26 protein-coding genes are annotated in these 25797 nt (G+C 58.2%); 14 read left to right on the top strand and 12 right to left on the bottom strand.

What is annotated here, in order from left to right:
* Positions 1 to 59: 59 nt before the first annotated feature.
* Complete coding sequence (gene panC / locus AC2FIM_RS15825; RefSeq protein WP_142638600.1) at positions 60 to 902, bottom strand: pantoate--beta-alanine ligase; 843 nt, start codon at positions 900 to 902, stop codon at positions 60 to 62.
* Positions 899 to 1738, bottom strand: coding sequence for a 3-methyl-2-oxobutanoate hydroxymethyltransferase (panB, locus tag AC2FIM_RS15820; RefSeq protein ID WP_271952346.1), 840 nt, complete (start codon positions 1736 to 1738; stop codon positions 899 to 901). Before panB ends, panC begins: the two co-directional genes overlap by 4 nt.
* 170 nt (positions 1739 to 1908) lie before the next feature.
* On the opposite strand from panB, the gene AC2FIM_RS15815 reads away from it, so the two are divergent.
* From AC2FIM_RS15815 to AC2FIM_RS15790, 6 genes are read left to right on the top strand one after another with little or no spacing between them, the layout of a single operon-like run.
* Entirely contained in the window at positions 1909 to 3396 is a 1488-nt protein-coding gene (locus AC2FIM_RS15815; RefSeq protein WP_271952348.1) for an ABC transporter substrate-binding protein, read from the top strand.
* Between the two features lie 27 nt (positions 3397 to 3423).
* Positions 3424 to 4443 (top strand): hypothetical protein, encoded by a 1020-nt coding sequence (locus tag AC2FIM_RS15810; protein ID WP_282022086.1) that lies wholly within the window; start codon positions 3424 to 3426, stop codon positions 4441 to 4443.
* A gap of 40 nt (positions 4444 to 4483) precedes the next feature.
* Complete coding sequence (locus AC2FIM_RS15805) at positions 4484 to 5431, top strand: ABC transporter permease (RefSeq protein ID WP_282027660.1); 948 nt, start codon at positions 4484 to 4486, stop codon at positions 5429 to 5431.
* The gene (locus AC2FIM_RS15800; protein WP_496732154.1) at positions 5428 to 6243 is read left to right on the top strand and encodes an ABC transporter permease; all 816 of its coding nucleotides are present in this window, start codon (positions 5428 to 5430) and stop codon (positions 6241 to 6243) included. The genes AC2FIM_RS15805 and AC2FIM_RS15800 overlap by 4 nt, the downstream gene beginning before the upstream one ends.
* Positions 6240 to 7838, top strand: a complete 1599-nt coding sequence (locus tag AC2FIM_RS15795) for an ABC transporter ATP-binding protein (RefSeq protein ID WP_496678432.1) — start codon at positions 6240 to 6242, stop codon at positions 7836 to 7838. The genes AC2FIM_RS15800 and AC2FIM_RS15795 overlap by 4 nt, the downstream gene beginning before the upstream one ends.
* A 32-nt stretch (positions 7839 to 7870) precedes the next feature.
* On the top strand, positions 7871 to 9322 hold the full coding sequence (locus tag AC2FIM_RS15790) for an aldehyde dehydrogenase family protein (RefSeq protein ID WP_496678430.1): 1452 nt from the start codon (positions 7871 to 7873) through the stop codon (positions 9320 to 9322).
* A 3-nt stretch (positions 9323 to 9325) separates the two neighbouring features.
* Here AC2FIM_RS15790 and pncB read toward each other — a convergent pair whose 3' ends face one another.
* Complete coding sequence (pncB, locus tag AC2FIM_RS15785) at positions 9326 to 10618, bottom strand: nicotinate phosphoribosyltransferase (RefSeq protein ID WP_142638615.1); 1293 nt, start codon at positions 10616 to 10618, stop codon at positions 9326 to 9328.
* Between the two features lie 165 nt (positions 10619 to 10783).
* Here pncB and AC2FIM_RS15780 point away from each other — a divergent pair, with 165 nt between their 5' ends.
* Positions 10784 to 11317 carry a hypothetical protein gene (locus tag AC2FIM_RS15780; RefSeq protein WP_496678428.1) on the top strand — a complete coding sequence of 178 codons (534 nt, stop codon included), beginning with the start codon at positions 10784 to 10786 and terminating at the stop codon, positions 11315 to 11317.
* Here the strand turns inward: AC2FIM_RS15780 and pncA are convergent.
* Positions 11314 to 11907 carry a bifunctional nicotinamidase/pyrazinamidase gene (pncA, locus tag AC2FIM_RS15775; RefSeq protein ID WP_142638619.1) on the bottom strand — a complete coding sequence of 198 codons (594 nt, stop codon included), beginning with the start codon at positions 11905 to 11907 and terminating at the stop codon, positions 11314 to 11316. The two genes, AC2FIM_RS15780 and pncA, sit on opposite strands and share 4 nt — an antisense overlap.
* Positions 11908 to 12003: 96 nt before the next feature.
* Between pncA and trhO the strand changes: the two genes are divergently transcribed.
* Complete coding sequence (gene trhO, locus AC2FIM_RS15770) at positions 12004 to 12909, top strand: oxygen-dependent tRNA uridine(34) hydroxylase TrhO (protein WP_496678426.1); 906 nt, start codon at positions 12004 to 12006, stop codon at positions 12907 to 12909.
* Positions 12910 to 12982: 73 nt separating this feature from the next.
* Complete coding sequence (locus tag AC2FIM_RS15765) at positions 12983 to 13486, top strand: potassium channel family protein (protein ID WP_281973307.1); 504 nt, start codon at positions 12983 to 12985, stop codon at positions 13484 to 13486.
* 13 nt (positions 13487 to 13499) lie between these two features.
* On the opposite strand, the gene AC2FIM_RS15760 is transcribed toward AC2FIM_RS15765, so the two are convergent.
* Complete coding sequence (locus tag AC2FIM_RS15760) at positions 13500 to 13829, bottom strand: hypothetical protein (RefSeq protein WP_271952366.1); 330 nt, start codon at positions 13827 to 13829, stop codon at positions 13500 to 13502.
* 166 nt (positions 13830 to 13995) lie between these two features.
* On the opposite strand from AC2FIM_RS15760, the gene betB reads away from it, so the two are divergent.
* Positions 13996 to 15450 carry a betaine-aldehyde dehydrogenase gene (gene betB / locus AC2FIM_RS15755; protein ID WP_496678423.1) on the top strand — a complete coding sequence of 485 codons (1455 nt, stop codon included), beginning with the start codon at positions 13996 to 13998 and terminating at the stop codon, positions 15448 to 15450.
* Positions 15451 to 15572: 122 nt separating this feature from the next.
* On the opposite strand, the gene AC2FIM_RS15750 is transcribed toward betB, so the two are convergent.
* From AC2FIM_RS15750 to AC2FIM_RS15730, 5 genes are read right to left on the bottom strand one after another with little or no spacing between them, the layout of a single operon-like run.
* On the bottom strand, positions 15573 to 17708 hold the full coding sequence (locus tag AC2FIM_RS15750; protein ID WP_496708248.1) for a hypothetical protein: 2136 nt from the start codon (positions 17706 to 17708) through the stop codon (positions 15573 to 15575).
* Positions 17705 to 18574 (bottom strand): flagellar motor stator protein MotA, encoded by an 870-nt coding sequence (gene motA, locus AC2FIM_RS15745; RefSeq protein ID WP_271952372.1) that lies wholly within the window; start codon positions 18572 to 18574, stop codon positions 17705 to 17707. The genes AC2FIM_RS15750 and motA overlap by 4 nt, the downstream gene beginning before the upstream one ends.
* Before the next feature lie 46 nt (positions 18575 to 18620).
* Positions 18621 to 19196 (bottom strand): MotE family protein, encoded by a 576-nt coding sequence (locus tag AC2FIM_RS15740; protein WP_271952374.1) that lies wholly within the window; start codon positions 19194 to 19196, stop codon positions 18621 to 18623.
* A complete protein-coding gene (locus AC2FIM_RS15735; protein ID WP_271952376.1) occupies positions 19193 to 19702 on the bottom strand; it encodes a hypothetical protein in 510 nt (169 codons plus the stop codon). Before AC2FIM_RS15735 ends, AC2FIM_RS15740 begins: the two co-directional genes overlap by 4 nt.
* A gap of 9 nt (positions 19703 to 19711) precedes the next feature.
* Positions 19712 to 20209 (bottom strand): flagellar basal body-associated FliL family protein, encoded by a 498-nt coding sequence (locus tag AC2FIM_RS15730; protein ID WP_271952378.1) that lies wholly within the window; start codon positions 20207 to 20209, stop codon positions 19712 to 19714.
* A 119-nt stretch (positions 20210 to 20328) separates the two neighbouring features.
* On the opposite strand from AC2FIM_RS15730, the gene fliF reads away from it, so the two are divergent.
* The 4 genes from fliF to fliP are packed head-to-tail and all read left to right on the top strand — an operon-like array spanning position 20329 to position 23519.
* Positions 20329 to 21915, top strand: a complete 1587-nt coding sequence (fliF, locus tag AC2FIM_RS15725; protein ID WP_271952379.1) for a flagellar basal-body MS-ring/collar protein FliF — start codon at positions 20329 to 20331, stop codon at positions 21913 to 21915.
* Positions 21915 to 22511, top strand: a complete 597-nt coding sequence (locus tag AC2FIM_RS15720; protein WP_496729257.1) for a FliH/SctL family protein — start codon at positions 21915 to 21917, stop codon at positions 22509 to 22511. Before fliF ends, AC2FIM_RS15720 begins: the two co-directional genes overlap by 1 nt.
* Positions 22504 to 22791: a FliM/FliN family flagellar motor switch protein gene (locus AC2FIM_RS15715; protein WP_271952383.1), complete on the top strand. Its 288-nt coding sequence runs from the start codon at positions 22504 to 22506 to the stop codon at positions 22789 to 22791. The genes AC2FIM_RS15720 and AC2FIM_RS15715 overlap by 8 nt, the downstream gene beginning before the upstream one ends.
* Positions 22791 to 23519 carry a flagellar type III secretion system pore protein FliP gene (gene fliP / locus AC2FIM_RS15710; RefSeq protein WP_271952385.1) on the top strand — a complete coding sequence of 243 codons (729 nt, stop codon included), beginning with the start codon at positions 22791 to 22793 and terminating at the stop codon, positions 23517 to 23519. Before AC2FIM_RS15715 ends, fliP begins: the two co-directional genes overlap by 1 nt.
* A 4-nt stretch (positions 23520 to 23523) precedes the next feature.
* Here the strand turns inward: fliP and AC2FIM_RS15705 are convergent, their stop codons facing one another.
* A complete protein-coding gene (locus tag AC2FIM_RS15705) occupies positions 23524 to 24975 on the bottom strand; it encodes a sensor histidine kinase (protein WP_142638646.1) in 1452 nt (483 codons plus the stop codon).
* Positions 24972 to 25709, bottom strand: coding sequence for a response regulator transcription factor (locus AC2FIM_RS15700; protein WP_271952387.1), 738 nt, complete (start codon positions 25707 to 25709; stop codon positions 24972 to 24974). Before AC2FIM_RS15700 ends, AC2FIM_RS15705 begins: the two co-directional genes overlap by 4 nt.
* Between the last annotated feature and the right edge of the window lie 88 nt (positions 25710 to 25797).

Raw genomic sequence — 25797 nt, 5'->3', positions numbered from 1 at the left:
CCCTTCGCATTTGGTTTTGCGAGACTTTAGCGCAAACAGTCGGTTGCGTACCAGAGTGTTCAGACGGGAATATTGTCGATTAGACGCACTCCATCCGCCCAGGCCGCGGCAAACAGGCGGGCGGGTCGGTCGGCATGTGTCAGCGGGTTCAGAGATTCCGCACAGCGCAGTTGGATATATTCCACTTGTGTAAAACCTGCGGCCAAAAGATCGGTACTGGCCTGTGCTGCCAGTGTGTCGAACGGGGCGCCGTTCTTTAGCGCGTTGGCCAGATCCAGCATGATGCGGTGTTTGTGCGCTGCAATCTCCACCCCCTCGGGCGAGAGGCGCTGATTGCGCGAGGACATGGCCAGACCCGAGGGTTCACGCACCGTGGGGCAGCCGATCACTTCGATCGGGATATCCAGATCGCGCGCCATGCGGCGCACGACCAGCAGCTGTTGATAGTCTTTTTCCCCAAAATAGGCTCTGTCTGCCTGGGTTTGCAGGAACAGTTTGGCGACCACAGTGGCGACGCCATCGAAATGGCCGGGGCGGAATTCGCCCTCCATCACACTGGTCAGGCCAGTTACAGATACGGTGGTGGCAAAGCCTTGCGGGTAGATCTCGTCCGGGTCCGGCACATAAATTGCATCAACGCCATAGGGGGCCAGTTTCTGAGCATCTTCGATTTCGGTGCGCGGATAATTGGCCAGATCCTCGGGGTTGTTAAACTGCGTTGGGTTCACGAAAATCGTCACGATAACTCGGTCGGTGCCATTTTTGGCCGCCTCAACCAGAGACAGATGCCCCGGATGCAACGCGCCCATAGTTGGGACGACGCCGATTGCCTCACCATTCTTGCGCCAGTTGGCGGTCAAGGCGCGCAGATCGGAGAGGCGACGCAGGATCGGAGCGGTCATTTAGCTGTGCCCTGTGACGGAGCCTGATTGGCAAAGACATGTTCATCGGCGGGGAAAGCGCGTGCGCGCACTTCGGCGGCGTACTCGGCGATGGCGGCCTCGGCCAGTGGCCCCAGCTCGGCATATCGTTTGACGAATTTCGGTTTGAAAGCGGTGAAAAAGCCGACCATGTCGTCCACCACAAGTATTTGCCCGTCACATTCGGCGGACGCGCCAATGCCGATAGTAGGGATGGCGACCTCGGCAGTGATTTGGTTGGCTAGACCCTGCGGGACCTTCTCTAACACAAGGGAAAAGGCGCCTGCATCAGCCACGGCATGGGCATCGGCCAGTACCGTCTGTGCCTGAACATCACGGCCCTGCACCTTATATCCACCTAGCGTGTTGATCGACTGTGGGGTCAGGCCGATATGCGCCATCACCGGGATGCCGCGCTTGACCAGAAAGCGGATGGTTTCGGCCATTTCGACCCCGCCCTCTAGCTTGATCGCACCGGCACCGGTTTCCGCCATCAGGCGGGCGGCATTGCGGAACGCCTGTGAGGGGCTTTCCTCGTAACTGGCAAAGGGCATGTCGATGACCATCATTGCCTTGTCCAGCCCGCGCGCCACGGCCTGACCATGCAGGATCATCATCTCCATCGTCACGCCAAGCGTCGATTCCAACCCGTGTAGCACCATGCCGACACTGTCACCGACCAGAACAAAGTCGCAATGATCATCCATCAGTCGGGCCATCGGAGTTGTATATGCGGTCAGACTGACCAGTGGCTCGCCACCTTTTCGGGCGCGAATATCCACGGCATTCGGGGCTCTTTTGCGGGCGGTGGCGCTCATGCTCGCTCCTCGCGGTTCATGTTGCGGTGCGGCATAGCAGATTGGACCGGGCCAAAGATAGCCCGGTTGCGCGAACATTTCCTTGATTGACCTAAGGTTTAAAGGGACATTGGTCCGCAGACCGGTCCGCGACATGCAGGACCACGCAGTTTCAGTGGGGAGACAACGATATGACAAAGCAGATGTTTCGGTCTTTTGCATCGGCGCTGGCGATTGGAGCCAGTTTGATAGCCACCCAAGCCCTGGCCAAATCCGACATCACCATCGCAATGCAGCTTGAGCCGCCGCATCTGGACCCGACCAGCGCTGCGGCACAGGCCATCGATTCGGTTGTCTATACCAATATCTTCGAAGGTCTGACCCGGTTCATGGGCGACGGATCGGTCGTGCCCGGGCTGGCGGAAAGCTGGGAGATTTCAGACGACGGCACCGTCTATACCTTTAAGCTGCGCGATAGTGTGACCTTCCACGATGGCACCACCATGGATGCCGAGGACGTCAAATTCAGCCTTGACCGGGCCCGTGCTGAAGACAGCGCCAATGCACAAAAGGCCCTGTTTGCCGGGATCGAAAGCGTTGAGGTCGTGGATCCGCTGACCGTCAAGGTCACCCTGTCAGGGCCAAACGGGAATTTCCTGTTCAATATGGCCTGGGGGGATGCGGTGATTGTCGCCCCCGAAAGCATAGAGGCGATCAAGACCAACCCGGTCGGCACCGGCGCGTTTGCCTTTGGGGACTGGGTGCAGGGGGACAGCATCACGCTGACGCGAAACCCCGACTATTGGGGTGATCAGCCCGCGTTAGAGTCTGCTACATTCAAGTTCATCTCGGACCCGACCGCCGCCTTTGCTGCCATGATGGCCGAGGATGTGGATGTGTTCGACATTTTCCCGGCGCCTGAGAACATGCCGCAGTTCGAGGCTGATCCGCGCTTTCAAGTGCTTGTCGGCTCGACCGAGGGTGAGACGATTCTGTCCACCAACAACAAGCAGCCGCCCTTTGACGACATCCGGGTGCGGCAGGCGCTGGCCCATGCCATCGACCGTCAGGCAATTATTGACGGCGCGATGTTCGGCTATGGCACGCCCATCGGAACGCATTTTGCCCCGCACAACCCGGCCTATGTCGATCTGACCGGCAATTCGGCGTATGACCCCAAGAAGGCCGCGCAGTTGCTGGCCGATGCGGGCTATGCCGAAGGGTTCAAGACCACTCTGCACCTGCCGCCGCCTTCTTATGCTCGCCGCGGAGGCGAGATCATCGCCGCGCAACTGGCCGAGGTCGGGATCGAGGCTGAAATCATCAATGTCGAATGGGCGCAGTGGCTGGAATCGGTGTTCAAGGGCAAGGATTTTGGTCTGACTATCGTCAGCCATACCGAGCCGATGGATATCGGCATCTATGCGCGGCCCGACTACTATTTCCAGTATGACAGCATCGACTTTCAGACGCTGATGGAGACGTTGAACGCCACCACCGACCCTGATGAGCGTACCCGCCTGTTGGGCGAAGCGCAGCGTCTGATCGCAAATGATTACGTCAACGGGTATCTGTTCCAGCTGGCCAAGCTTGGCGTTGCCAAGGCTGGCGTTCAGGGACTTTGGGAAAACGCACCCACAGCGGCCATCGACCTGACCGCCATCAGTTGGGCGGAATAAGACCAGTTCCAGAGAGGAGACCGGCGCATGAGAAGATCAACCCTCGTTGCGTTGATGATTGCGGTTTTAGCCGTGATTGCGCCGGTCGCCAAAGGGGATACGCCGCTTGAACAGGCGGTGACACTGTGGCTGGAGGGCGATGATGAACGCGCTCTGCCACTGCTGGCGGATCTGGCGGCTGATGGCAACGCGCAGGCTCGTCTGCTGTTGGGGCGAATTGAAACCGCCGATCTTGGACCATCTCCGTTCCGCCAATCGCTGGGCCGAAAGGGTTCGCGCAAGCTGTTTCGTCAAAAAGACCTGACGGCCTTTGGCCGATCCTGGCTGTTGGTCGAGGCGAAAGGTGGAAATGAGCTTGCCCAAGCGCTGTTGGATGCCAAACGCCCCACACCAGACCCGAAGCTGATTGCACAGCTCAATGCGTTGGGAGAACATCAAGCTACGGACTACCCGACGCGAATCGTGGCGCTCTATGGCGATCCAGAAATGCGCGGCGATCTGTTGGCGGATGGGCAGCTGATGCAGGACCTCAAACCTTATCTGAGTTATCTGACGGTCGATCCCGAGCCGCGCGGCGACGGTCTGGCAGCGCTGCGCCACATTCAGCCTGATCCAGTTGACATGAATTCCGATCAGGCGCTGGGCATGGCGGGATTGCTGGCCCTGGGGCTGGGATATGGCGATCTGTCTGTGGACAATAGCTGGCGCCCGGCGGTGGAAAACTGGTTGATGACATCCCAGTCGACCCGCCCCATCGCGCAGCTCTGTTCTGACCAATGCGGGGCCGAGGCACCAAACTGCGCCTTTGCCTTCCTTGCCCTGTTTGGCGGCTATTTCGAGGTCATCCGCATCGACAGCCCGCTGGAAACGCTCATCCCGCAGGAGCAGTTTCTGGACAGTCCTCGCGCGCGCCTGATGGTCCTTCGTCGGGCGGCACTGGCCCGGACCGAGACAAATCTGGAAACGCTGGTGGACAGCGCACCCGCGGCGAAGCTTTCGACCTGCGCGACTGATTTGGTCCGGCAAGAGCAGCAGTCCTACAAGTAGCTGTTGCGTAGGCGCCGCTCGCACCCGTAACCTGTTTGTAATGCTACGCTATGCCCTCAAACGTCTGATTTCGCTGGTGATCAGCCTGGCTATCGCCTCGGTGGTCATTTTTGCAGTGATCGAGGTCGCGCCGGGCGATCCGGCATCCTTCATGCTTGGCGTCAACGCGCAGGCGGACACGCTGGCCGCGCTGCGGGCCGAGCTGGGGTTGGATGTGTCCAAACCGCAGCGCTATTTCAACTGGGTCAGCGGAATGCTGGTCGGGGATTTCGGCACTTCATACACCTATCGCACGCCGGTGTCGCAGATGATTGCGGACCGACTTTGGGTGTCGCTGCCGCTGGCGCTTTATGCACTGACCCTTTCAACCCTGATCGCCTTTCCCGCAGGGATTTACGCTGCTGCGCGCCGGGGGCGGCCCGGCGATGTGGCGGTCATGGGGGCCACACAGCTCGGCATCGCCGTGCCAAATTTCTGGTTTGCCATGATGCTGGTGCTGGTCTTTGCCATCAATCTGCGCTGGTTCAACGCTGGAGGGTTCGCAGGCTGGGACGATGGGTTTTGGACCGGTCTACACTCGCTGACCCTGCCAGCCATAGCGCTGGCTCTGCCACAGGCGGCGATTCTTGCAAGGGTCATGCGGTCGGCCCTGCTGGATATTCTGGGTGAGGATTTCATGCGCACCGCACGGGCCAAGGGCCTGTCCCGCCGACAGGCGCTGTGGCGTCACGGGGTGCGCAATGCGCTGATCCCGGTGTTGACCATCATCGGGCTGCAGTTTTCCTTTCTTCTGGCCGGGTCCATCATTATCGAACAGGTGTTTTACCTGCCCGGCCTCGGGCGGCTGGTGTTTCAAGCGATCTCGGCCCGCGATCTGATCGTGGTGGAATCCGTGGTCATGCTACTGGTTTTTGCAGTGATCACGGTAAATTTTCTGGTTGATCTCGCCTATGCCGCCGTTGACCCCCGTCTGAGGAGCAGGACATGAGCCGCAACCTCATCCTTGGTGCAGTACTCTCCTCGCTGGTGGTCTTGGCGGCTGCACTTTCCTTTGTCTGGACGCCCTACGCGCACGCCGCGCTGAATATTCCCGCCAAGCTGCAACCACCCAATGAGCAGCACTGGTTTGGCACCGATCATTTTGGGCGGGACATGTTCTCAATGATCATGGTGGGTGCGCGCACTTCAATCGCTGTGGCCTTGGTGGCGGTGGGGATCGGCATGACATTGGGCGTGCCACTTGGTCTGGCGGCAGCGGCGCGCAAAGGCGCGTGGCTGGATGAGGTGATCATGCGCGGCAACGATCTGGTTTTTGCTTTCCCGTCGTTGGTCATCGCCATCCTGATCACTGCCGTTTTCGGTGCCGGGGCGGTCAACGCCATCATTGCCATCGGTATCTTCAACATTCCGGTCTTTGCCCGTATCACCCGTGGCGCTGCGCTGTCGCTGTGGGAGCGAGAGTTCATCCTGGCCGCCCGGGTCTCGGGCAAGGGTGCGGCGCGGATATCGGCGGAACATATCCTGCCGAATGTGGCGAACTTGCTGATCGTACAGGGCACCATCCAGTTCAGCCTTGGCATTCTTGCCGAGGCAGGCCTGTCCTATGTCGGGTTGGGTGCGCAACCGCCTACGCCCAGTTGGGGCCGGATGTTGGCAGATGCGCAGACGATGGTCAGTTTTGCCCCGCATTTGGCTCTGATTCCGGGGCTTGCAATCATTGTCACTGTTTTGGGGCTGAACCTGCTGGGCGACGGTTTGCGGGATTGGCTGGACCCCCGAATACGGGTGGCGCGCGCATGAGCTTGCTGGAAATCGAAAATCTCAACCTGTCGATTCATGGCATGGACATCCTCAAACAGGTCAGCCTGTCTGTTGCGTCGGGTGAGATCGTCGCCGTCACCGGTGAAAGCGGTTCGGGCAAGTCAATGACGGCGTTGGCGGTGATGCAACTGCTGCCAAACGGTGCGGATGCCGCGGGCGCGATCCGGTTGGACAGGCTGGACCTGCTGAACTGTTCCGAGGATGAGATGTGCGCCCTGCGTGGCGCCTCGGTCGGGATGGTGTTTCAGGAACCCATGACCGCGCTCAACCCGGTCAAAACCATCGGGGATCAGGTGATGGAGACAATCCTGATCCACAAAGCCATGCCTACTGCACAGGCCCGGTCCCGTGCCGAAGAAGTGCTGACGCGCGTCGGCCTTCCGCCCGAAAGGTTCCCTCTGTCCAGGTATCCGCATGAGCTGTCCGGTGGTCAGCGTCAGCGCGTGGTGATCGCCATGGCCATCGCGTTGCGCCCAAGGTTGTTGATCGCGGACGAACCTACGACGGCGCTGGACGTCACTACGCAGGCGCAGATTCTAGACCTGCTCACGGGGTTGGTGCGCGAATACGACATGGGATTGCTAATGATCACCCATGATCTGGCGGTTGTGGCCGATATGGCCGACCGGATCATCGTCATGCGCTATGGCGAAGTCGTCGAGGCCGGCGCCACCGAACCCTTGCTGCGGTACATGCAGCACCCCTATACACGCATGCTGTTCCGGGCTTCGGGCCATCAGGTCGACCTGCCGGAACTCAAACCGGCACAGCCTTTGCTTGAGGTTGCACAGGTGGTCCGGGATTACCGTTTGCCCCGAAAGGGCTTGTTTGATGCGCCGCGACACCACAGGGCTGTGGCTGGGGTCAGCTTTACACTGAACAAAGGCGAGCGCTTGGGCCTGGTCGGAGAGTCCGGGTGCGGAAAATCGACCCTAACACGGGCTATCCTGGGGCTGGAAGAGGTGCAGAGCGGCCAGATTCTGCTGGACGGGCAACCAGTATTCACCGGGCACAATCCCAATCTGGCCGTCCGGCGTAAGATGCAGGTTGTGTTCCAGGACCCCTATGGCAGCTTCAACCCCCGACACCGGGTCACGCGCCTGATCACCGAGCCGTTTCACCTGCTCGAACATCCCCCAACCGGGTCCGAGCGGCAGGATCGGATCGCCGAGATTCTGACGGCCGTAGGTCTCAGCCCCGATGACGCGGGTCGGTACATTCACGAGTTCTCGGGCGGGCAGAGGCAGCGTATCGCCATCGCCCGTGCCCTGATCATCCGGCCCGAACTGATCTTGTTTGATGAGGCGGTCTCGGCCCTTGATGTTTCTGTCCGAGCGCAGATCCTTGATCTGCTGGCCGAGCTCTGCGGCGCCTATGACCTGACTTATCTGTTCATCAGCCACGACCTAAGCGTCGTGCGCACCATTACCGACCGGGTTTTGGTGATGCAGGCGGGGCAGATTGTCGAACAGGGTGAGACCGAACAGGTCTTTTCCAACCCGCAGCACCCCTATACCCAAACCCTGATCGCCGCCGCACCGACCCTGCCGGATATCGGTCAGGATGTAGCATAAACTTCAATGTTAGAGACGAAATGGAGCCTGACATGACCAATCCCCTGTGGTTCGATCCCAGCTTGTGCCTGATTGGCGGCGCGTGGCAGCGGCCTGCGTCTCAGGCCGATTTGCCGCTGATCAACCCGTCGGACGGGTCCGAGCTATGTCGGATCGCGCGCGGGGATGCTGATGACATCGATGCTGCGGTGAACGCGGCGCAAAAGGCGCTGGATGGGGACTGGGGCCGCAAAACCGCACTGGAGAGGGGCCGCATTCTGACCCGATTGGGCCAGATGGTGCTGGAACGTGTCGATGATCTGGCTGCGTTGGAGGCGATGGATGTCGGCAAACCCCTGACACAAGCGCGCGCCGATGCGGTGGCACTGGCGCGGTATTGTGAGTTTTACGGAGGCGCGGCGGATAAGGTGATGGGCGAAACGATCCCTTATCTGGATGGCTATACCGTCTATACCCTGCGTGAACCGCATGGTGTGACGGGCCACATTGTGCCGTGGAATTATCCTATGCAGATCATCGGCCGCTCTGTCGGGGCGGCGCTGGCAATGGGCAATGCCTGTGTGCTGAAACCAGCGGAAGAGGCCTGTTTGACCGCGCTTGCCTTTGCCCATCTGGCGCAGCAGGCCGGGTTGCCGGCGGGTGCTTTGAACGTGGTTCCGGGGCTGGGGGCCGAGGCCGGGGCGGCGCTGTCGGCGCATCCGGGGATTCAGCATGTGTCCTTCACCGGCTCCGTTGCCACCGGCGCGTTGGTGCAACAGGCCGCTGGGCATAACGTGGTGCCAGTGACGCTGGAGCTGGGCGGGAAATCCCCGCAGCTGGTGTTCGACGATGCAGATCTGGATGCGGCCCTGCCGTTTCTGGTGAATGCGGGCGTTCAGAACGCAGGGCAGACCTGTTCGGCCTCCTCCCGCGTTCTGGTGCAACGCGGAGTGTATGAGCAGGTCAAATCGCGCATGGCCTCGGCCTACTCCGAGTTGACTGTTGGGCCCGCGTCCGAAGATTTGCGCCTGGGGCCCCTGATTTCAGCACGTCAGAAGGACATCGTGACCGGATTTATCGACAAAGGCGCAGATCTGAATATCGTGGGCCAGGGGCCGATTGTTGGTCACGCACCCGAGACTGGCGCCTATGTGCAACCGACCTTGTTTGCCGACGTACCCTCTGATCATGTTTTGGCACAGGATGAGATTTTCGGCCCAGTCCAAGTGCTGATCCCCTTTGAGACCGAGGAAGAGGCCCTGCAGATCGCCAACTCCACCGATTACGGGCTGGTTGCCAGCATTTGGACACGCGATGGCGCGCGGCAGATGCGGCTGGCAAAGAAGTTGCGGTCGGGGCAGGTGTTTATCAACAATTACGGCGCTGGCGGCGGTGTGGAGCTGCCCTTTGGCGGTGTCGGGAAATCTGGCCATGGTCGCGAAAAAGGGTTCGAAGCGCTGTACGGGTTCTCACAGGTGAAAACGGTAGCTGCGTTCCATGGTTAGGGCCTAAACGATGACCTCGATTGGCTGTTGCACCCCGACGCCGAAGACACGCTTGTAGCGCTCAATCTGATCTGCCGGACCCATCGCTTTTTCCGGGTTGTCCGACAGTTTGACCGTCGGGCGACCATTGGCCGAAACCGCCTTGCAGACCAACGAGAAGGGTGCCAGCGCGTCATCGGGAACCAGCCCTCTGAAATCATTGGTCAGCAGCGTGCCCCAGCCGAAGGATACTTTGGTGCGGCCTGCAAACTGACTTTGCAGTTCGCGGATTTTGCCGACATCCAGACCGTCAGAAAAGATCACGCGTTTCTGTTTGGGATCCTCACCGCGCGATTGCCACCATTTGATCGCAGTTTCTGCACCGGTTGCCGGATCACCGCTGTCGATTCTGATGCCGGTCCATCCCGCCAACCAATCTGGCGCGTCGTCCAGAAAACCCTTTGTGCCATAGGTATCAGGCAGGATGATCCGTAGGTTGCCGTCATGTTCCTCGTGCCAATCGCTAAGCACGTCATAGGGTGCCTGCGCCAGTTTCTCATCAGTATCAGCCAGCGCAGAGTAAACCATGGGCAACTCGTGGGCATTGGTGCCGATGGCCTCGACCTCGCGCCGCATGGCGATCAGGCAGTTCGAGGTGCCGGTAAATGCAGGGCCCAGACCTTCGATCATGGCTTGGACGCACCAGTCCTGCCATAGAAAGGAATGCCGCCGTCTGGTGCCGAAATCGGCGATGCCCAGCCCCTGAATCCCTCGTAGATGTTCGATTTTCTCCCATACACGGGTCATCGCACGAGCATAGAGAATTTGTAGCTCGAACCGCCGCATCGCATTCAGCACCGAGCGGGATCGCAGCTCCATCAGGACTGCCAATGCAGGAATTTCCCACAGCATGACCTCGTGCCATTTGCCTTCAAAGGTCAATTCGTACTGATCACCTTTGCGTTCAAGGTGATAGGGCGGCAGTCGCAGGTTCTCGAACCACCCCATGAAATCCGAACGGAACATCTGACGTTTGCCATAGAAGGTATTGCCGCGCAGCCAAGTGCTTTCCCCCCGGCTCAGGCTGAGTGACCGAATGTGGTCCAGCTGTTCGCGCAGCTCTCCCTCATCAATCAATTCAGCCAATGGAATGTGATTCGACCGGTTAATAAGTGAAAACACCACATCCGTTTGGGGCTTATTTCGAAACACTGACTGGCACATCAGCAGTTTGTAGAAGTCTGTGTCGATTAAAGACCGGACAATCGGGTCAATCTTCCATTTGTGATTGTATACTCGCGTCGCAATATCGACCATTGGGAACTCCTGCGATTTCCGTTGTTAGATCAATAGGTGCGTGGAATGGCAAGAGTCGCTAAATTGATGACAATGACAAGGTCAAGTCACAATGCGAGCATATTGTGGGGTCTTTTCACCGGTTAGTGGAAAGAGGGGGATGGATAGTCGAGGTTTAGTTAGTGAATGGTTCTCGAGTACGACTTTGATATTGTAACGATCGCTTCGGGGGAAAACGATCCGGAGACGACCCCGTCAGGGGCGCAAAACGGACGCAAGGTGCGTGCGCTGTTTCGGAATGTGAAAACAGCCGATGCATTGCGGGCAGCGTCACCCAAAATACGCAAAATTTTTCATGATGCCGGTTTTGGTCTGGATTCGACGCGCAGCGAGATTACCCATGGATATTACCGTCCACAGGATACGGCGGACAGGGATCGCATTCTGCGAGCCTTGTTTCACAATATCCGGACGACGGGAGTCAAAGGCGAATATTGCGGCGAGTTTGATTTCCTGAAGTTCATGAACGATGTAAAAGCCGCCAAGCCGCGCGCCGGGTTGCCCAAAGAGGTTCCGATGTGGAAACCTAGGCCACAGCAGGCGGAATCGGTCGGACCAAAGCGCCGAACTGTACCAGGCCGGGTTGGGTTTGCTTTGGGGTTGGCGGTGACTATCTTTGCACTGCTCAAGTATCTGGCGGCTGCGGGGGCAACCCCTTAAATCAGCCGAACGCCAGCATCTTTCATCGCGGTCTCTGCCGAGGCCAATGACCCATCCAGATTAATTGCCCGGCAGGCTCTCATCTGAACTGACACGTCGAAACCCAGCCGCGCTGCGTCAACCGCAGAGTAGTAGACGCAGAAATCCGTGGCCAGTCCGACGAGTGTCAGTCTCTCGATTTCACGGGTGCGCAGATACCCTTCCAACCCGGTGGGCGTGGTCTGGTCGTTCTCAAAGAACGCCGAATAGCTATCGATGTTGCTGCGGAACCCTTTGCGCAGGATCAGATCGCCATCCGTACGCAGGTTCGCATGAAATGCTGCCCCATTTGTTCCCTGCACGCAGTGATCTGGCCACAAAACCTGAGGCCCATAAGGCATCTCGGTCATGTCATAGGGGTTTTTGCCCGCATGGCTGCTGGCAAAGGACGAATGCCCCGCAGGGTGCCAGTCTTGAGTCAGGATCACCGCGTCAAAATCTGGCATCATCGCGTTGATCGGAGCCACGATCTCATCTCCGCCGGGAACCGCCAACGCACCGCCGGGACAGAAATCGTTCTGAACATCGATCACAATAAGGGCATGGGTCATGGGGACCTCCTTCGGTTGCGTTATCGGTAATGGGCGCGACAAGGGGCGTCAATCCGGTCTCTTGCGACTCTGTCCGCGCGGGTTTAGACCGCGCGCATGTATACGATCGCTGCTCTCTATCATTTCACCCGGTTCGCCAACCACGAAGCCCTTCGTGAGCCCTTGCTTGAGCTGTGCCTCGCGCAATCGGTCAAAGGGACGCTCTTGCTGGCACAGGAAGGGATCAATGGCACTATTGCCGGACCCCGCGCTGGCATTGACGCGGTTTTGGCCCATATCCGTGCGCTGCCCGGCTGTGCTGATCTGGAGTGGAAAGAGGCCACGTCTGACCAACCGCCATTTGGCAAGATCAAGGTACGCCTGAAAAAAGAGATCGTGACCATGGGCCAACCGGATATCGATCCGCGCGCCCGTGTCGGCAATTATGTCGAGCCCGAAGACTGGAATGATCTGATCCGCTCGGATGATGTGGTGGTGATCGACACCCGAAATGATTACGAGGTGGCAATCGGTACGTTTGAGGGCGCGTTAGACCCTGAAACAAGCAGTTTTCGTGAATTCCCCACCTGGTGGGAAGAAAACAAGGACCGGTTCCACAATAAGCGTGTGGCGATGTTTTGCACGGGTGGCATCCGGTGTGAGAAATCCACCAATTACCTGTTGGGTCAGGGGGTCGAGGATGTCTATCACCTGAAAGGTGGCATCTTGCGATACCTCGAGGAAATGCCCGTCGAGAACAGCACCTGGCAGGGCGAATGCTTTGTGTTCGACAACCGCGTATCTGTTGGGCATGGGCTGGTCGAAGGGCCGCACAACCTGTGCCATGGCTGCCGTCGCCCGATCCTTCCCGAGGATGTGAAACGTGCCGAATACGAACACGGCGTGTCCTGCCATCAATGCATAGAGGAAACCTCTGAGGTCGACAAAACCCGGTTCCGGGAACGTCAAAAACAGATCCTGCTGGCACGTCAGCGGGGACAGGAGCATCTGGGCGCAGACTGATTTGCTGAAATCTGGTTGCCACGCAGGACAGTCCACCGGATAATCCCGGAGATTTCAGCGCGTTGGAGGTTCCATGTCCCGAAAACCCACGACTTTGGAAGAATGGAAATCAACGCTGCTGGCGGCAGCCGCAATGGTGGTTGCCAGTTTCCTCGCATGGTTCGGTCTGTCCCGTCTGAGCGAGGGCACTGCAGGTGACACGATCGGTACGATCGCCTCTGTGGGGCTGGTTGTGTGGATGGTGTCTCAATCCTGGTTCTATATGACTCAGGTGAAATCACCGCGCCGCATTCTGTTTTTGATGGGTGTGTCCTTTATTCAGGTCGTTCCGTTCCTGTTCGCCGCTGCCTATGGCGCATTCGGGTACCAGGATAATTGCGTCATCGGGGCGCAAGGGCCCGCTGATATCCTGTATTTTTCTTATGTTACATTCACCACCGTTGGGTACGGCGATATGTCCCCAACCGGGCTGTGCCGCGCCCTGGCCGTGGCCGAGGCGGTGACCGGCTATATCCTACTGGGCCTGTTCGTCGCGGCGGCGGTGGCGTTGTATGCCCGCAATCATAGTCCGGATTAGGCTCTGATTTCGTCTATTTGTTTTGATCTATCCAACGCGACATCATCTGTTTGTCGCGAAAGCACTCCGACGGGATTGGGCGGCGTTTGCTGCGCGAGATACGTTCGGCAAAGGCAACCTGCTTGCCGGTCGGGTAATTTGCAAATGGCGAGGGATCATCAGGTTTGTGTTTGGAAATCCAGGCAGACATGGACTGACGGTCGCGCTGCGCCTCGACCGGAATCTCAAGTGCAGTTTGCTCCGCGATGGCGCGGGCATAGCGTATCTGCCGATCGGTGGCGGGCAGCAGGTGATAGTCGTTTGTCGGGCCGTGCGGGGCGGTGTTTCGCAATGAATGGGCCATCGGTTGATCCTCTGACTATGTAGAACATAAATAGAACATTTACCGAAAATTTCAAGCCACGGCCTGTTGGAATTGGCAGGAAATCGCTCTGGATCAGTTTTATTGACTGCTGAGTCAATAAAATATAAACGCGGAGGAAACAGCTTCTGATCAGGGAATCCCCACAATGAGATTTCAGCCCAAGGCGAGCCATTTCATCAACGGTGAATATGTCGACGACACGACCGGAGCACCCATAGACGTGATCTACCCTGCAACAGGGGAAGTGATCGCACGGCTGCATTCTGCTACTCCGCAGATCATAGATCAGGCTCTAAACAGTGCAAAATCGGCACAGGCAGACTGGGCCGCGATGTCTGGGACCGAAAGGGGCCGTGTTCTGCGCCGCGCCGCGGACATCATGCGCGAACGCAATCGTGATCTGTCGATCATCGAAACCCACGATACTGGAAAACCGCTGCAGGAAACGTTGGTTGCCGATGCTACCAGCGGAGCCGATGCGTTGGAATATTTCGGAGGTCTGGCGGCCTCGCTGACCGGCGAGCATATCCCGCTGGGTGGTGGGGATTTCGTATATACGATCCGTGAGGCGCTTGGGGTTTGCGTCGGAATCGGCGCGTGGAACTATCCAACCCAGATTGCCTGCTGGAAAGGCGCGCCTGCTTTGGCCTGCGGCAACACGATGGTATTCAAGCCTTCCGAGACCACGCCCTTGTCTGCTCTGCAAGTGGCCGAAATCCTGGTCGAGGCCGGGGCACCAAAGGGTGTCTATAACGTAATTCAGGGTTATGGCGATGTGGGCGCATCACTTGTGACGGACCCCCGTGTTGCCAAGGTCTCGCTGACCGGATCGGTACCGACAGGGCGCAAGGTTTATGCCGCAGCAGCCGATGGCATGAAGCATGTCACGATGGAACTGGGCGGCAAGTCCCCCATAATCGTGTTCGACGATGCAGATATCGAAAACGCCGTGTCTGGCGCCATTTTGGGGAATTTCTACTCCTCGGGTCAGGTCTGTTCCAACGGCACCCGCGTTTTTGTACACAAAGGCATCAAAGAAGCCTTCCTCGATCGCCTGTCCCAGCGTCTGGCGAATGTGAAAATCGGCGACCCGATGGATGAAGAGGTTAATTTCGGTCCGATGGTTAGCGAAAACCAGATGAATATCGCTCTGGGTTATGTTGAAAAAGGCAAGGCAGAAGGTGCCCGTTTGGTCTATGGCGGTGCGCGTATCGAAAGCGACGGGTTCTACATTCAGCCCGCCGTCTTTGCCGATGTGACCGATGAAATGGCCATCGCGCGCGAGGAAATCTTCGGCCCGGTTATGTCAGTGTTGGATTTCGAAACCGAGGAAGAGGTGATGGCCCGCGCCAATAACACCGAATTCGGTCTGGCAGCCGGTGTGTTCACCAAAGATCTGACCCGAGCCCATCGTATCGCGGCCGCGTTCGAGGCGGGCAGCTGCTATATCAACACTTACAACCTCGCACCGGTTGAAGCCCCGTTTGGCGGGTCAAAAATGTCTGGGGTCGGGCGGGAAAACTCGAAATTGGCAATCAATCATTTCAGCGAGATGAAAACGGTTTATGTCTCGATGAATGACGTCGAGGCGCCTTACTGACTAAACCCACCAATTCAGGCTCTGTTCATGGGGTTTTCCCTCTGGAACAGAGCATTGGATGCCGCGGTTCGTCAGGAGATCAGCCCTGACTGGGTGGCCACCCTGAGTTTTGCCCAGACGTTTCAGTCTGCCCTCACAAGTGCGAGAAGCTGAGCGATATTCTCCCGGGCGTTGGCGCTGTTTTCAAGCAGGGCAGTTGCATCCGCCAATGGTTGTTCTTCAATCCTGGTTACAGGTTCTGCCAATGCCAGAGTCGACCGCCTGACCTGTCCGAATTTTTGGTCGACCGCAGGCTGCGGGACGTCTTCCTTATCAGAAAGCCAGAACAATCTTTCTGCTTCGTTCACCCTGTCAAACTGCAACAATACCCGCCCTGCATTTTCAAACTCACCTATATCCAGATCGGCCTGCGCCCGCAGTGACATGGCCTTGTCCGAGGGGTCATCCCCTAACTCCAGCAAGGCTTTGTGTGGCTGGCCGGACAACAATGCCGCTTGCGCGCGCAAAAGGGCTCGGTCCTTTCGCCTGATAGTGTCCAGAGGTCGGTTGGACCAAAAGAGCGTTGGACGGGCAAACCCCAGCGATGCCAACCTTTCGGCAATGGAGATTGCTGTTTCGGTTGTCAGCGATTGTGCCATCGGTTCGGGCAGGTTGAAGATGCGCCGCAAAAAGGTATCGTCGTCGGCGCGCGCAGTCAGTACTTGAACGGCCCGGTCCAGCGTTTCAGCTGAATTCGGAATATCTTCTAACAGATCAAAAGACTGGTCGAACTCTTGGCCCAAACTCAGCGCCAGCGCATATGTACGTTGCATAAGTGGGCCGATCTCAGATCGGCGCAATTCGACCGTATAAGATGCGGCAAGTTCGAGCTCCCGGGCGGAGGCTGACCCGCGTTCCGCCCACCGCTGTTCAATCAGTCGCGCCAGCGCCAGAGGCGCTTCGAGCCCCGCTTCCGAGCTGCTCACTACGTCATTCAGCAAGGATTCGGATTTTTCCTGATTACCTTCAGCCTTTGCAACACCGGCCTTGGCCTGTGTTGTGCCGGGGCTGGGTTTGGTTTCGATGCGATCAACAGCCCGCAAGACGCGCCGCGCGGCTTCAAGTTTTTGGGCTGCAACGAAAATGTCGGACAGCATAGGACCGACTTGCCGGCGCAGATGATCCGGTAGTCGAGCAAAGGATTGTTCCATAACCCTTATCTGGGCATCTTCGGCGAGCCTACCCTCGGTCAGAGCGGCCCAGATTGCGGCGTCACTTTCGCAACGCTGTAGGTCGCGGAATGGATTCGACCCTTTCAGTGGCCGGTCGTCCAGAACAGCGGCAATCGCAGAAATCCGGTTCGTTTCTGGCGTCTCTTCACCCATCCAGCTAAGGCTGCGAACCGCCTCGGCACCGAAGCCGAAATACGCATAGAGCTTGGCAAGCTTCAGGGCCCGTTCTTTATCAACGCGGTCGAATTCCTGAAACAGGCCGGTGCGCAGCTCTGCCACCTGTTCGGGGAACAGGCGCCCATCGGACCAGCTGTCAAAGCCTAGCTCGGCGCTGGAAATGCAGGCTGGTTTCTTTTCCAGTTGTGGAATGGATGGTCCCAGCAAGCCATCCAGATCGTCCAGTACCGACGTAACTGCGATGTTCAGGTCCATACGCGGTGGCATGTCGAGCGATTGATTGCCATTCGAGTTCCTGGGCCCAATCTGAGATAGTTCAAGATTAACCAGATCTCGGTCAGCGCCCTGCAACAATCGCGTCGATAGCTGGTCCTCAAATACCTGCGCATTGAGATTCAAAAGCGGCAATACCAGAGGATCAAGCGCCTGTGGCCCGGGCAGCGGGGCGTTTACCACAGCGGCTTTGGGCAGCGTTGGGGGTGGAATGTCGCTGCTGATCGGTGGAAGGGCTGCCCCCGGCGCAATATCCACAACGATCATCGTGTTTTGATGCAGAAATGCGGTGGCAAAGCAGTCGCAGCCGAATTCCATCTCTAACGCATCACCCGGGTTGGTCTGTGAGATCGCAGACAGACGGTTCTGCGACAACCGCTGAAACACTGCCCCGGTCTGAAATTCGGCATCAAAAAGCGCTATGTCGAGTCTTGCGCCATTCTTCGTTTGCTTCAGACCCCATTCCGTACCCGGGGGCACCTGCACAACAAGACGCGTATACCCGCCATGCTCACCCGATCGCACAGGAATATCGCGCGCGCTTACCTGTCCTGCGGCAGCAAGGGCTGCCGAAACCATCAGGGCGCATCGGATCATGCCGCTGCCTGCTTGAGTTCTTTCAAGGCCTCTTCAAGTTCTGAGAAACCCGGTCTGTTATGGGTGGGAGTGTTCTGCCGCCCGACCTCAATGCACATGGCTGGGTTGTGGTTGTGCAGGTTGGCAACCAGAACCTCTTTGATCAACTGATAGAAATGATTGTCTTCTTCCACCACGGATTTGAGTTTTCCTGCAAATGGGCCGACCAGCCCATAAGCTAGAAAGACCCCCAGGAACGTCCCGACCAAAGCGCCACCGATCAGCTTTCCTAACACTTCTGGGGGTTGATCAATCGAGCCCATCGTTTTGATAACGCCCAGAACTGCCGCAACAATTCCAAGTGCGGGCAGGCCGTCAGCAACAGTCTGTAGCGCGTGGCTAGAATGCATGGCGTGGTGAAAATTCGCCTCCATCCGCTTTTCCAGCACCTCTTCGACCTGGTGGGGATCGTCATAATTCAAAGAGGCAGCTCGCATTGTGTCGCAGATCAAGTCGACGGCTTCTTTGTCGGCCTGAATTTTAGGATAAGTCGAAAACAGAGGCGAGTTTTCGGGTTCTTCAATATGTTGTTCGACTTCGACTGGGTTGGCCTTGGCGATGCGGATCAGCGAAAACAACAGGCACAGTAGATCACGGTAGTCATTGGGCTTCCACTTCGGCCCCTTGAATACTTTTGCCATATCCTTGATCGTGTGCTTCACGGCGCTCAGGTCATTGCTGATCATAAATGCGCCGACCGCGGCGCCACCGATCATCATCATCTCGAACGGCAGGGATTTCATGATGATGGTCATTTTCCCGCCAGCCGCCAAATAGCCGCCGAACACCATGACGAAAATAACAACAATTCCGACAATTCCGATCATAAGAGGTCTCCGGCGAATTCCGATGCAGGGTTGAAAATCATGGGGGCTACTCCTGCGGAGCCGAAGCGTTTCGCCCGGCCATAATCACGCTGATTGTATAGGCAGCCTCGGGGTTCAGGCCTGCCAAAACACCGGCTGCGGCATCGGGCGGCATCCGTGACAGGAATCCGGCGGCAAAGGTCGGGTCCATCGTTTCAAACAGGGCGGCCGCATCTTTCGGCTTCATGTTCTGATAGACATCCGTCAGGCGCGTCAGGTCTGTCTCAGCCGCTTTTTCTGCAATGGCCAGCGTCTCACGCAGCGCCTCTTCGGCCTGCTGCAGGGCGGCCAGGCGGGTCTCAATGGCCTCATCGGCAATGGCCAGCGCCTTTTCCCGATCAATGGCTGTGGCTTCGCGTTTTTTCAACGCTTCTTCGCGCCGCAGCAATTCGGTCAGCAATATTCGGGCACCGGGCAGTTCTGCTTGGGTCTCTTTCGGTTTTGATTCTGCCTGTTCGGCCCCTTTTGCCAGGGCTGGTGCAGCCTCAAACCCCAGCCGAATCGCGGCTGATCCAAGCATCAACAGTGAGATCACTGTCAGCACACCGCTTCTTGGTCGTTTCTCTACAACGCGTCCGCTCATGTCGCGGCCTCTTCGCTATTGCGGTCGTGGCGGAAAAACATCAGCCCGCCCGGGCGCTTTTTTTCCTTAGCGTCCCCGGATTTGGGCGCGACAGGGGCTTCTGGCTTTTCCACCGCTTCGACCGGAGCCTCATCAGGCTCAGGTTCCGCCGTTGGTTCCTCGGCTCCGGGTTCTTGCAGCTTGGGTTCTTCAACCGTGATGTCTTCGGCGGGTTCTTCGGCCGGAATGACATCGTGCATCGAGGCCATCATCAGTTCGAGCCGCTGAGCAACCGATTCCGCCCTTTGGGTCAGTGCCTCAAGTACAAGGCCCGACTGGTCCGAAGCAGTTCGTGCCGAATCAAGAGATTTCTTCAGCTCATCCGCCTGGGATGACAGGACAGCGACCGCGCCACCGACACCTTGTTCCAGATTAGTGAACCGCTTTAACCGACGGGACAGCACAAAACAGTAAAGACCCGCGCCCAGCGCACCTGCGACCAGCAAAATATCTGCAATCAGCTCCATCTCGGCCTCCTAATTCAATACGAATTCCATCACGAGGACATCGCGCACGCGCCCTTCCCCGACGACGATTTCAATGCGACGCAAAAGGTGACCGCGAATGCGCATCAGTGCGAGCGAATCCTCCAGGTCCGACACTTCGACCGCCCGCAGATACCCGTTCAGAACATCCATGATTCGAGGCTTCATCTTCTCGACATCCGAGGCGTAGCTGCTGTTCACCTCAAGCTGGGCATGGAATTTCAGGTGCCGCGAATCGCCGGCACTGACCGAGACGATCACCGCCGGCAGGTCGATAAAACCAACCTCAGGCAGGGCTTTAACCTCGGTCCCTTTGTCTTTTTCTTTGGCGTCTTCCGCGGCTGGTTGGCCGCCAAATGGCAGGAGTCCCGAAGTGGTCAGGAAATACCCGCCCGCAGCCCCGGCAACGGCCAGAATCACCCCAATGATCAATCCTTTTTTTCCCGATTTTTCCGGGGCTTCTGCCTGTTCTGCAGTCGCGTCAGTCATGACGTCCTCATTCATTCAGTCTGGGGATGTCATAACCCGGCAGGGACTAACCGATTGTTAAGGGCAATCGTCCAAACAGGGGGTGCGCCGGGCAGAATGTCGGTGAGTCGGAGGTGAGCGTGCAGCAGATCGGAACTGTCTGGGCAAGTTTGGACAGGCGAAAGCAAATCATTGTCGCCGGTGCAGTTGTGCTGGTGTTTTTGGGGGTCCTTGCGATGTCGCGGTTGGCGACGGCGCCGTCGATGACCCTACTCTATGCCGGGCTGGAAAGCGCCGCGGCGGGGGATATCGTTCGATCACTGGATCAGCGCGGCGTACAGTATGAGATTCGAGGCGGTTCGATTTACGTGCCCGGCTCGCAGCGGGACGAATTGCGCATGACTCTGGCCAGCGAAGGCCTGCCTGCGAACGGAAACCGCGGGTATGAGCTTTTGGATTCACTCAGCGGTTTTGGCACCACCTCGCAAATGTTCGATGCTGCCTATTGGCGTGCGAAAGAGGGTGAGCTTGCACGCACGATTGTCGGCAGCCCTCACATAAGTCAGGCACGCGTGCATATTGCCAACGGGTCAACGAACCCGTTTCAGCGCAGCGTCGCGCCGACGGCTTCGGTCTATCTGGTGTCCTCGGGTGCGGATTTCACTTCGGATCAGGCCAAGGCGATCCGTTTTCTGGTCTCTTCTGCCGTCAGCGGCCTCGCACCCGAGAATGTGGCGGTGATTGATTCAAATGGTGCGGTCATTGGCGCAAAAGAGACTGCGGTTGCGGCAGATTCTGCGGATGACAAGTCGCGCCAGCTGCGCGAACGGGTCCTGCGTCTGATTGAGGCCCGAGTGGGGGCCGGAAATGCAGTCGTCGAAGTCAGTGTCGATACGGTCACTAAAACCGAATCCATCCGTGAAAGGCGCTTTGATCCTAAGGGGCGCGTAGCCATCAGCACCGATGTCGAGGAACGGTCTGACAGCGCCCGGAACCAATCGTCCGATGTCACGGTGGCGTCGAACCTGCCCGATGGCGACGGCGCAGGTGAGGATGCATCCAATTCAAATGCCACACAGACGCGGGAGAGGGTCAACTATGAGGTATCCGAGACGGAGCTAGAGGTTCACACCGCACCCGGGGCGATCAAGCGCCTGACAGTGGCGGTGCTGGTGAATGGAATGCGCTCGGTTGATGCCTCGGGTGCAGAAAGCTTTGCGCCATTGCCTCAGACCGAGCTTGACGCATTGGGAGAGCTTGTGGCCTCGGCCGTTGGGTTCCATGCAGAACGAGGTGATGTCATCACCCTGAAATCGCTGGATCTGCCCGCAGTAGAGCCTGGCGGAACTGTGGTTTCGTCCTCGATCTGGCAGCAGGTTCATTTTGACGCGATGTCACTGGTCCAAATGGCCGTTCTGGCGATCGTGATGCTGGTTCTGGGATTGTTCGTGATCCGTCCGATCCTGATGAAACCGGCCCTTGCCCCCGCCCTTTTACCAGCGGGAACACTGCCAGAGCCCGAGGCAGTTCTGACCGGTGAGATCGCGACCGAAGAGGGCGGGCAATTCGCCGCCATTCCGGGGCACGCCCCAGCAGACGTGCCGGCATTGGCGGCAAATCCAGGCGCTGATCCGGTTGATCGGCTGCGCGCCATGATCGGAGACAAGCAGGAGGAAACCGTGGAAATTCTGCGCAGCTGGCTTGAAGAAAGTGAGGAGCGTGCGTGATGTCGATAGCTCATCTTCTTGAGGATTTCACTGTACAGGCCGGCGGCGGCAAAGTTCATTTTCTGGACGAAGAGGCGCTGGAGGAACAGCGGCTAGGCGCCTTCGAACACGGCTACAGCGCTGGTTGGGACGATGCCCTTCAGGCCCAGGAACAGGGTCGTGGAAAGGTATCAGACAACCTTGCCCGCGCGCTCGAGGATATGTCCTTTACCTATCATGAGGCGACGAGCCGGATGACACTGTCGTTGGAGCCCATGTTCCAGAGCCTCGTCAATCTGGTGTTGCCGAACACCCTGGATCGGGGGCAGGCCACGCGGCTGGTCGAACAGCTTACAGAAATGGCCGGTGAACAGATTGGCCAACCGATGCAAATCTTTGTGCCTTCGGGGTTCGCGAGTGTTGTCGAAGGGCTGTTGCCCCCCGAATTGGCCACCCCGACCCGCGTTGTCGAGGACCCGTCTCTTGGGGCCGGTCAGGCACGTCTGCAGGTTGGTACCTCGCAGCGAGAGGTGGATAGCAGCGCCTTGCTAGAGACAATCCGTTCAGCATTTGACGCTTACGTGTATGAGGCAAAAGAGGCATTGAACAATGAGTGACCCGCAATCCCCCAAACCCGAAAAAGCCAGCCCGTTTGATTCCGTTCCGATCGAGGTAACCGTGTCAGTCGGTCGGGCGCGCCCGCTAATCCGAGATCTGCTGAATATGGGGGAAAACGCTGTTCTCACCCTGGACAAACGGATCGAAGATCCTGTGGACCTATATGTTGGCGATCAACTGGTGGCGCGCGGTCTGCTGGAAGAGATGGAGGGTGATCAAGCCGGGCAACTGGCCGTGCGCCTAACCGAAATCGCGGATCTGCAGAACGGGATCGGGTAATGCGTTTCCTGTTTTGGGTGGCGGTGTTGCTGACGCTGACCCCGTCTCTGGCCGCCGCACAAGAGGTGTCGCTGTCGCTGGGCGAAGGTGGTTCGATCTCCGCGCGCACCATTCAGTTGATTTTGCTGATTACCGTGCTCAGCCTTGCGCCTGGGCTGGCGATCATGATTACCTGTTTCCCGTTCCTGATCACCGTTCTGGCCATCTTGCGGCAAGGGATCGGATTGCAGCAATCCCCCCCCAACATGCTGATCGTCAGCCTCGCACTGTTTCTGACCTATTTCATCATGGAGCCGGTCTTTTCCGAATCCTGGGCCACAGGCATTCGCCCCATGGTCGAAGAAGCGATGGAGGTCGAACCAGCGTTGGAGCGCGCGTTGCAGCCGTTTCGTGCCTTTATGGCAGGGCGAGTTGATCCCGATACCTTCCATGCCATGGCGGCCCTACGCCCTGGGGGTGATACTGTGTCCTTGTCGGCCGAGGCACCCTTGTCGATCTTGATGCCGTCTTTCATGCTCTCTGAGATAGCGCGGGCGTTTCAGATCGGGTTTCTGATCTTCCTGCCGTTTCTGATCATTGATCTTGTGGTGGCCGCTGTGCTGATGTCGATGGGGATGATGATGGTTCCGCCTGCAACAGTGTCGCTGCCGTTCAAACTAGCCTTCTTTGTCATCGCCGACGGCTGGTCGCTGATCGCAAGCGCGCTGGTGCGTAGCTATATGACATGAATCGTCACTGCCTGGTGATCTGCAGACGTGCGCGCAGGCCTTGCTCTCCGGCTTCGAAGCTGAGGGTGCCGCCATGCTGTTCCGCGATTGTCGCCGCGATTGTCAGTCCCAGACCAAACCCATCCGAAGACCCGGAGTTTGACCCGCGCCGGAACGGGGCCATCAGGGCTTCGATATCCGAGACGGACAGATCGGCCCCTTTGTCCTCGACGGTGATGGTTGCTATTTTGGCATCGGTTTCCAGCTGAACCTCGGCATGGCGCCCATATTTCAGCGCATTGTCGATCAGGTTGGTCAGGGCGCGCTTTAGCGAAATTGGCCTGCCAACGACCAGTATCCGCCGGGTCTCGGGCAGGGATCCATGCCCTCGGCGCGACATGAAAACGGACGTGCCGCCCTGTACCGCCACTGGGGCCAGCTTTTTCAGGGTCACCGGCAGTCCCATATCCTGATAGTCCGCGACCAGAGCCTCGACCAGCGACGTCAGTGAAATCTGCCGCGGTTCTTCGATGCTCAGCTCGGACCGTGTGTAGGTCAGAACGCTTTCGATCATGCCGGTCATCTGATCGACATCGGCCTCAAGTTTTTCGCGCAGCTCGGCATCTGGGATCAATGCGGCACGCAGCCGGACGCGGGTGGCCGGGGTGCCCAGATCGTGGCTGACACCCGATAAAACAGTGGCGCGCTTTTCCAGTTGCATGCGCTCTGCGTCCAGATGCTCGTTCACGGCAGAGACGATGTCGCGCAGTTCGGCCGGGCCATCGGCCTCATAACTGTTCGGCCCACCCCGCCTTTTGCGGTCGCGCAAGGCAGTAGAAAAGCGGGTGAAACTGTCTGATACATTGCCCACCGAGGTCAGGATCACCGCCAGCGCGACAATAGCGACCAGAATCGTAGGCAGACGCAGGTCGGTTGGGGCTGCACGGCATCCCCAGATATCTGTCCCGTCCACCTGTTGCCATGCGCCGCGCCCATAGCGGGCGATCAGTATCGGTTCGCTGCAATAGGTCGCCAAAAGCCGGGTCAGGTTGCCCATTTTCTCAGGGCCGGTCTGGTCGATGCCGGAGAGGATGTCGGACACCGGGTAAACCAGCCGGTCTGACATCACAGCCAGCGTCAGCTCTCGGCCTGAAACGGGTGCTGAGCTGTCAGTCAGGATCGACAGGTTGGTGACAAAGCTGCGATCCGAAAACCCGGGAAGTTGCTCAAACTGCCCGGCATCCGCCAGGCTGGCTGCTTTGGGCGGCAATGGTACGATGGAGATGCCTGGCGGTGGGGATTTACCGATGCGCAAATCCTCGTAAATAGCGAACCCGGCAACATATGCACGGGTCTGGAATTCCTGCCATGCCCGGGCCGAGGCGAACCAAAGGCCTGCGGCCAGCAACCCCGAGGTAAAAGCGGCGCAGGTCCAGATCCAGCCCAGGCTGCGCAGGCGCGTGGCGCGGACGGTCATGCGGTTTCGTCCACAGACACCTCTGCGGCAAAGATATAGCCCACACCGCGTTCGGTCTTCAGCATTTGCGGGTCTTTGGGGTTGGCTTCGATCTTGGATCGCAGCCGCCCGACCAGCATGTCGATGGCGCGTCCCTGGCCTTCGCTCTTGTCATTAGCGCCTGTTACATCCAGGGCCGCGGCGATTTCATCCCGGGTCAGGGGAATATGCGGGTTGGCCAGAAAAACCTTGAGCATTGCTGTTTCTCGCTGCGACAGGGATACCAGATATCCGTCGGGCGAATGCACTTCGTCCCGTTTGCCGTCATAGAGCCAGCCGTCAAACTTAAAGGAGCGGGTGCGGCGGCGATAGGCAAGCGAAGGTGTACGACGCGCCCGTTGCATGACGGCGCGTACGCGAGCCAGCATCAGTTGCGGATTAAAAGGCTTGGCGATGTAATCGTCGGCGCCCACCTCATACCCGGCCATGCGTTGATGATCGGCGGACAAGGCCGAGACCAGAATGATCGGCACGTCCTGTTCGGCCCGCAGGCGGGCACAGATATCAACGCCGTTTTCATCCCCCAGCATCACATCCAACAGAATCAGGTCGATCCGACCCGACTTGAGATGGGCGCGGATTTCGCTTTCGGAACTGGCGGGCAGCGCAATGAAGCCATTCTGTTGCAGGAACTGGGTCATCATCGACCGCATTTCAGGGTCGTCATCCACCACCAACAGCCGCGGAATGCTCACAGTGTTCGTCCTCCTGTTCTCTGGCCCCAAACTTCGTCCATTGTAACGAACGGAAACAGATTCAATGCTAACGTAACACGCTGTAACA

Source organism: Ruegeria sp. CDSC052 (assembly GCF_059610685.1).
This window is presented reverse-complemented; position numbering and strand designations above follow the sequence as displayed.

Coding starts and splice junctions, on each gene's coding strand:
- AC2FIM_RS15720 (WP_496729257.1), top strand. CDS start 21,915: ATGTCGATAGCTCATCTTCTTGAGGATTTCACTGTACAGGCCGGCGGC.
- AC2FIM_RS15780 (WP_496678428.1), top strand. CDS start 10,784: ATGGTTCTCGAGTACGACTTTGATATTGTAACGATCGCTTCGGGGGAA.
- pncA (WP_142638619.1), bottom strand. CDS start 11,907: ATGACCCATGCCCTTATTGTGATCGATGTTCAGAACGATTTCTGTCCC.
- AC2FIM_RS15715 (WP_271952383.1), top strand. CDS start 22,504: ATGAGTGACCCGCAATCCCCCAAACCCGAAAAAGCCAGCCCGTTTGAT.
- AC2FIM_RS15765 (WP_281973307.1), top strand. CDS start 12,983: ATGTCCCGAAAACCCACGACTTTGGAAGAATGGAAATCAACGCTGCTG.
- AC2FIM_RS15750 (WP_496708248.1), bottom strand. CDS start 17,708: ATGATCCGATGCGCCCTGATGGTTTCGGCAGCCCTTGCTGCCGCAGGA.
- AC2FIM_RS15795 (WP_496678432.1), top strand. CDS start 6,240: ATGAGCTTGCTGGAAATCGAAAATCTCAACCTGTCGATTCATGGCATG.
- motA (WP_271952372.1), bottom strand. CDS start 18,574: ATGATCGGAATTGTCGGAATTGTTGTTATTTTCGTCATGGTGTTCGGC.
- fliP (WP_271952385.1), top strand. CDS start 22,791: ATGCGTTTCCTGTTTTGGGTGGCGGTGTTGCTGACGCTGACCCCGTCT.
- AC2FIM_RS15810 (WP_282022086.1), top strand. CDS start 3,424: ATGAGAAGATCAACCCTCGTTGCGTTGATGATTGCGGTTTTAGCCGTG.
- AC2FIM_RS15740 (WP_271952374.1), bottom strand. CDS start 19,196: ATGAGCGGACGCGTTGTAGAGAAACGACCAAGAAGCGGTGTGCTGACA.
- AC2FIM_RS15705 (WP_142638646.1), bottom strand. CDS start 24,975: ATGACCGTCCGCGCCACGCGCCTGCGCAGCCTGGGCTGGATCTGGACC.
- AC2FIM_RS15735 (WP_271952376.1), bottom strand. CDS start 19,702: ATGGAGCTGATTGCAGATATTTTGCTGGTCGCAGGTGCGCTGGGCGCG.
- betB (WP_496678423.1), top strand. CDS start 13,996: ATGAGATTTCAGCCCAAGGCGAGCCATTTCATCAACGGTGAATATGTC.
- trhO (WP_496678426.1), top strand. CDS start 12,004: ATGTATACGATCGCTGCTCTCTATCATTTCACCCGGTTCGCCAACCAC.
- AC2FIM_RS15800 (WP_496732154.1), top strand. CDS start 5,428: ATGAGCCGCAACCTCATCCTTGGTGCAGTACTCTCCTCGCTGGTGGTC.
- AC2FIM_RS15760 (WP_271952366.1), bottom strand. CDS start 13,829: ATGGCCCATTCATTGCGAAACACCGCCCCGCACGGCCCGACAAACGAC.
- AC2FIM_RS15730 (WP_271952378.1), bottom strand. CDS start 20,209: ATGACTGACGCGACTGCAGAACAGGCAGAAGCCCCGGAAAAATCGGGA.
- AC2FIM_RS15815 (WP_271952348.1), top strand. CDS start 1,909: ATGACAAAGCAGATGTTTCGGTCTTTTGCATCGGCGCTGGCGATTGGA.
- panB (WP_271952346.1), bottom strand. CDS start 1,738: ATGAGCGCCACCGCCCGCAAAAGAGCCCCGAATGCCGTGGATATTCGC.
- AC2FIM_RS15805 (WP_282027660.1), top strand. CDS start 4,484: ATGCTACGCTATGCCCTCAAACGTCTGATTTCGCTGGTGATCAGCCTG.
- panC (WP_142638600.1), bottom strand. CDS start 902: ATGACCGCTCCGATCCTGCGTCGCCTCTCCGATCTGCGCGCCTTGACC.
- pncB (WP_142638615.1), bottom strand. CDS start 10,618: ATGGTCGATATTGCGACGCGAGTATACAATCACAAATGGAAGATTGAC.
- AC2FIM_RS15790 (WP_496678430.1), top strand. CDS start 7,871: ATGACCAATCCCCTGTGGTTCGATCCCAGCTTGTGCCTGATTGGCGGC.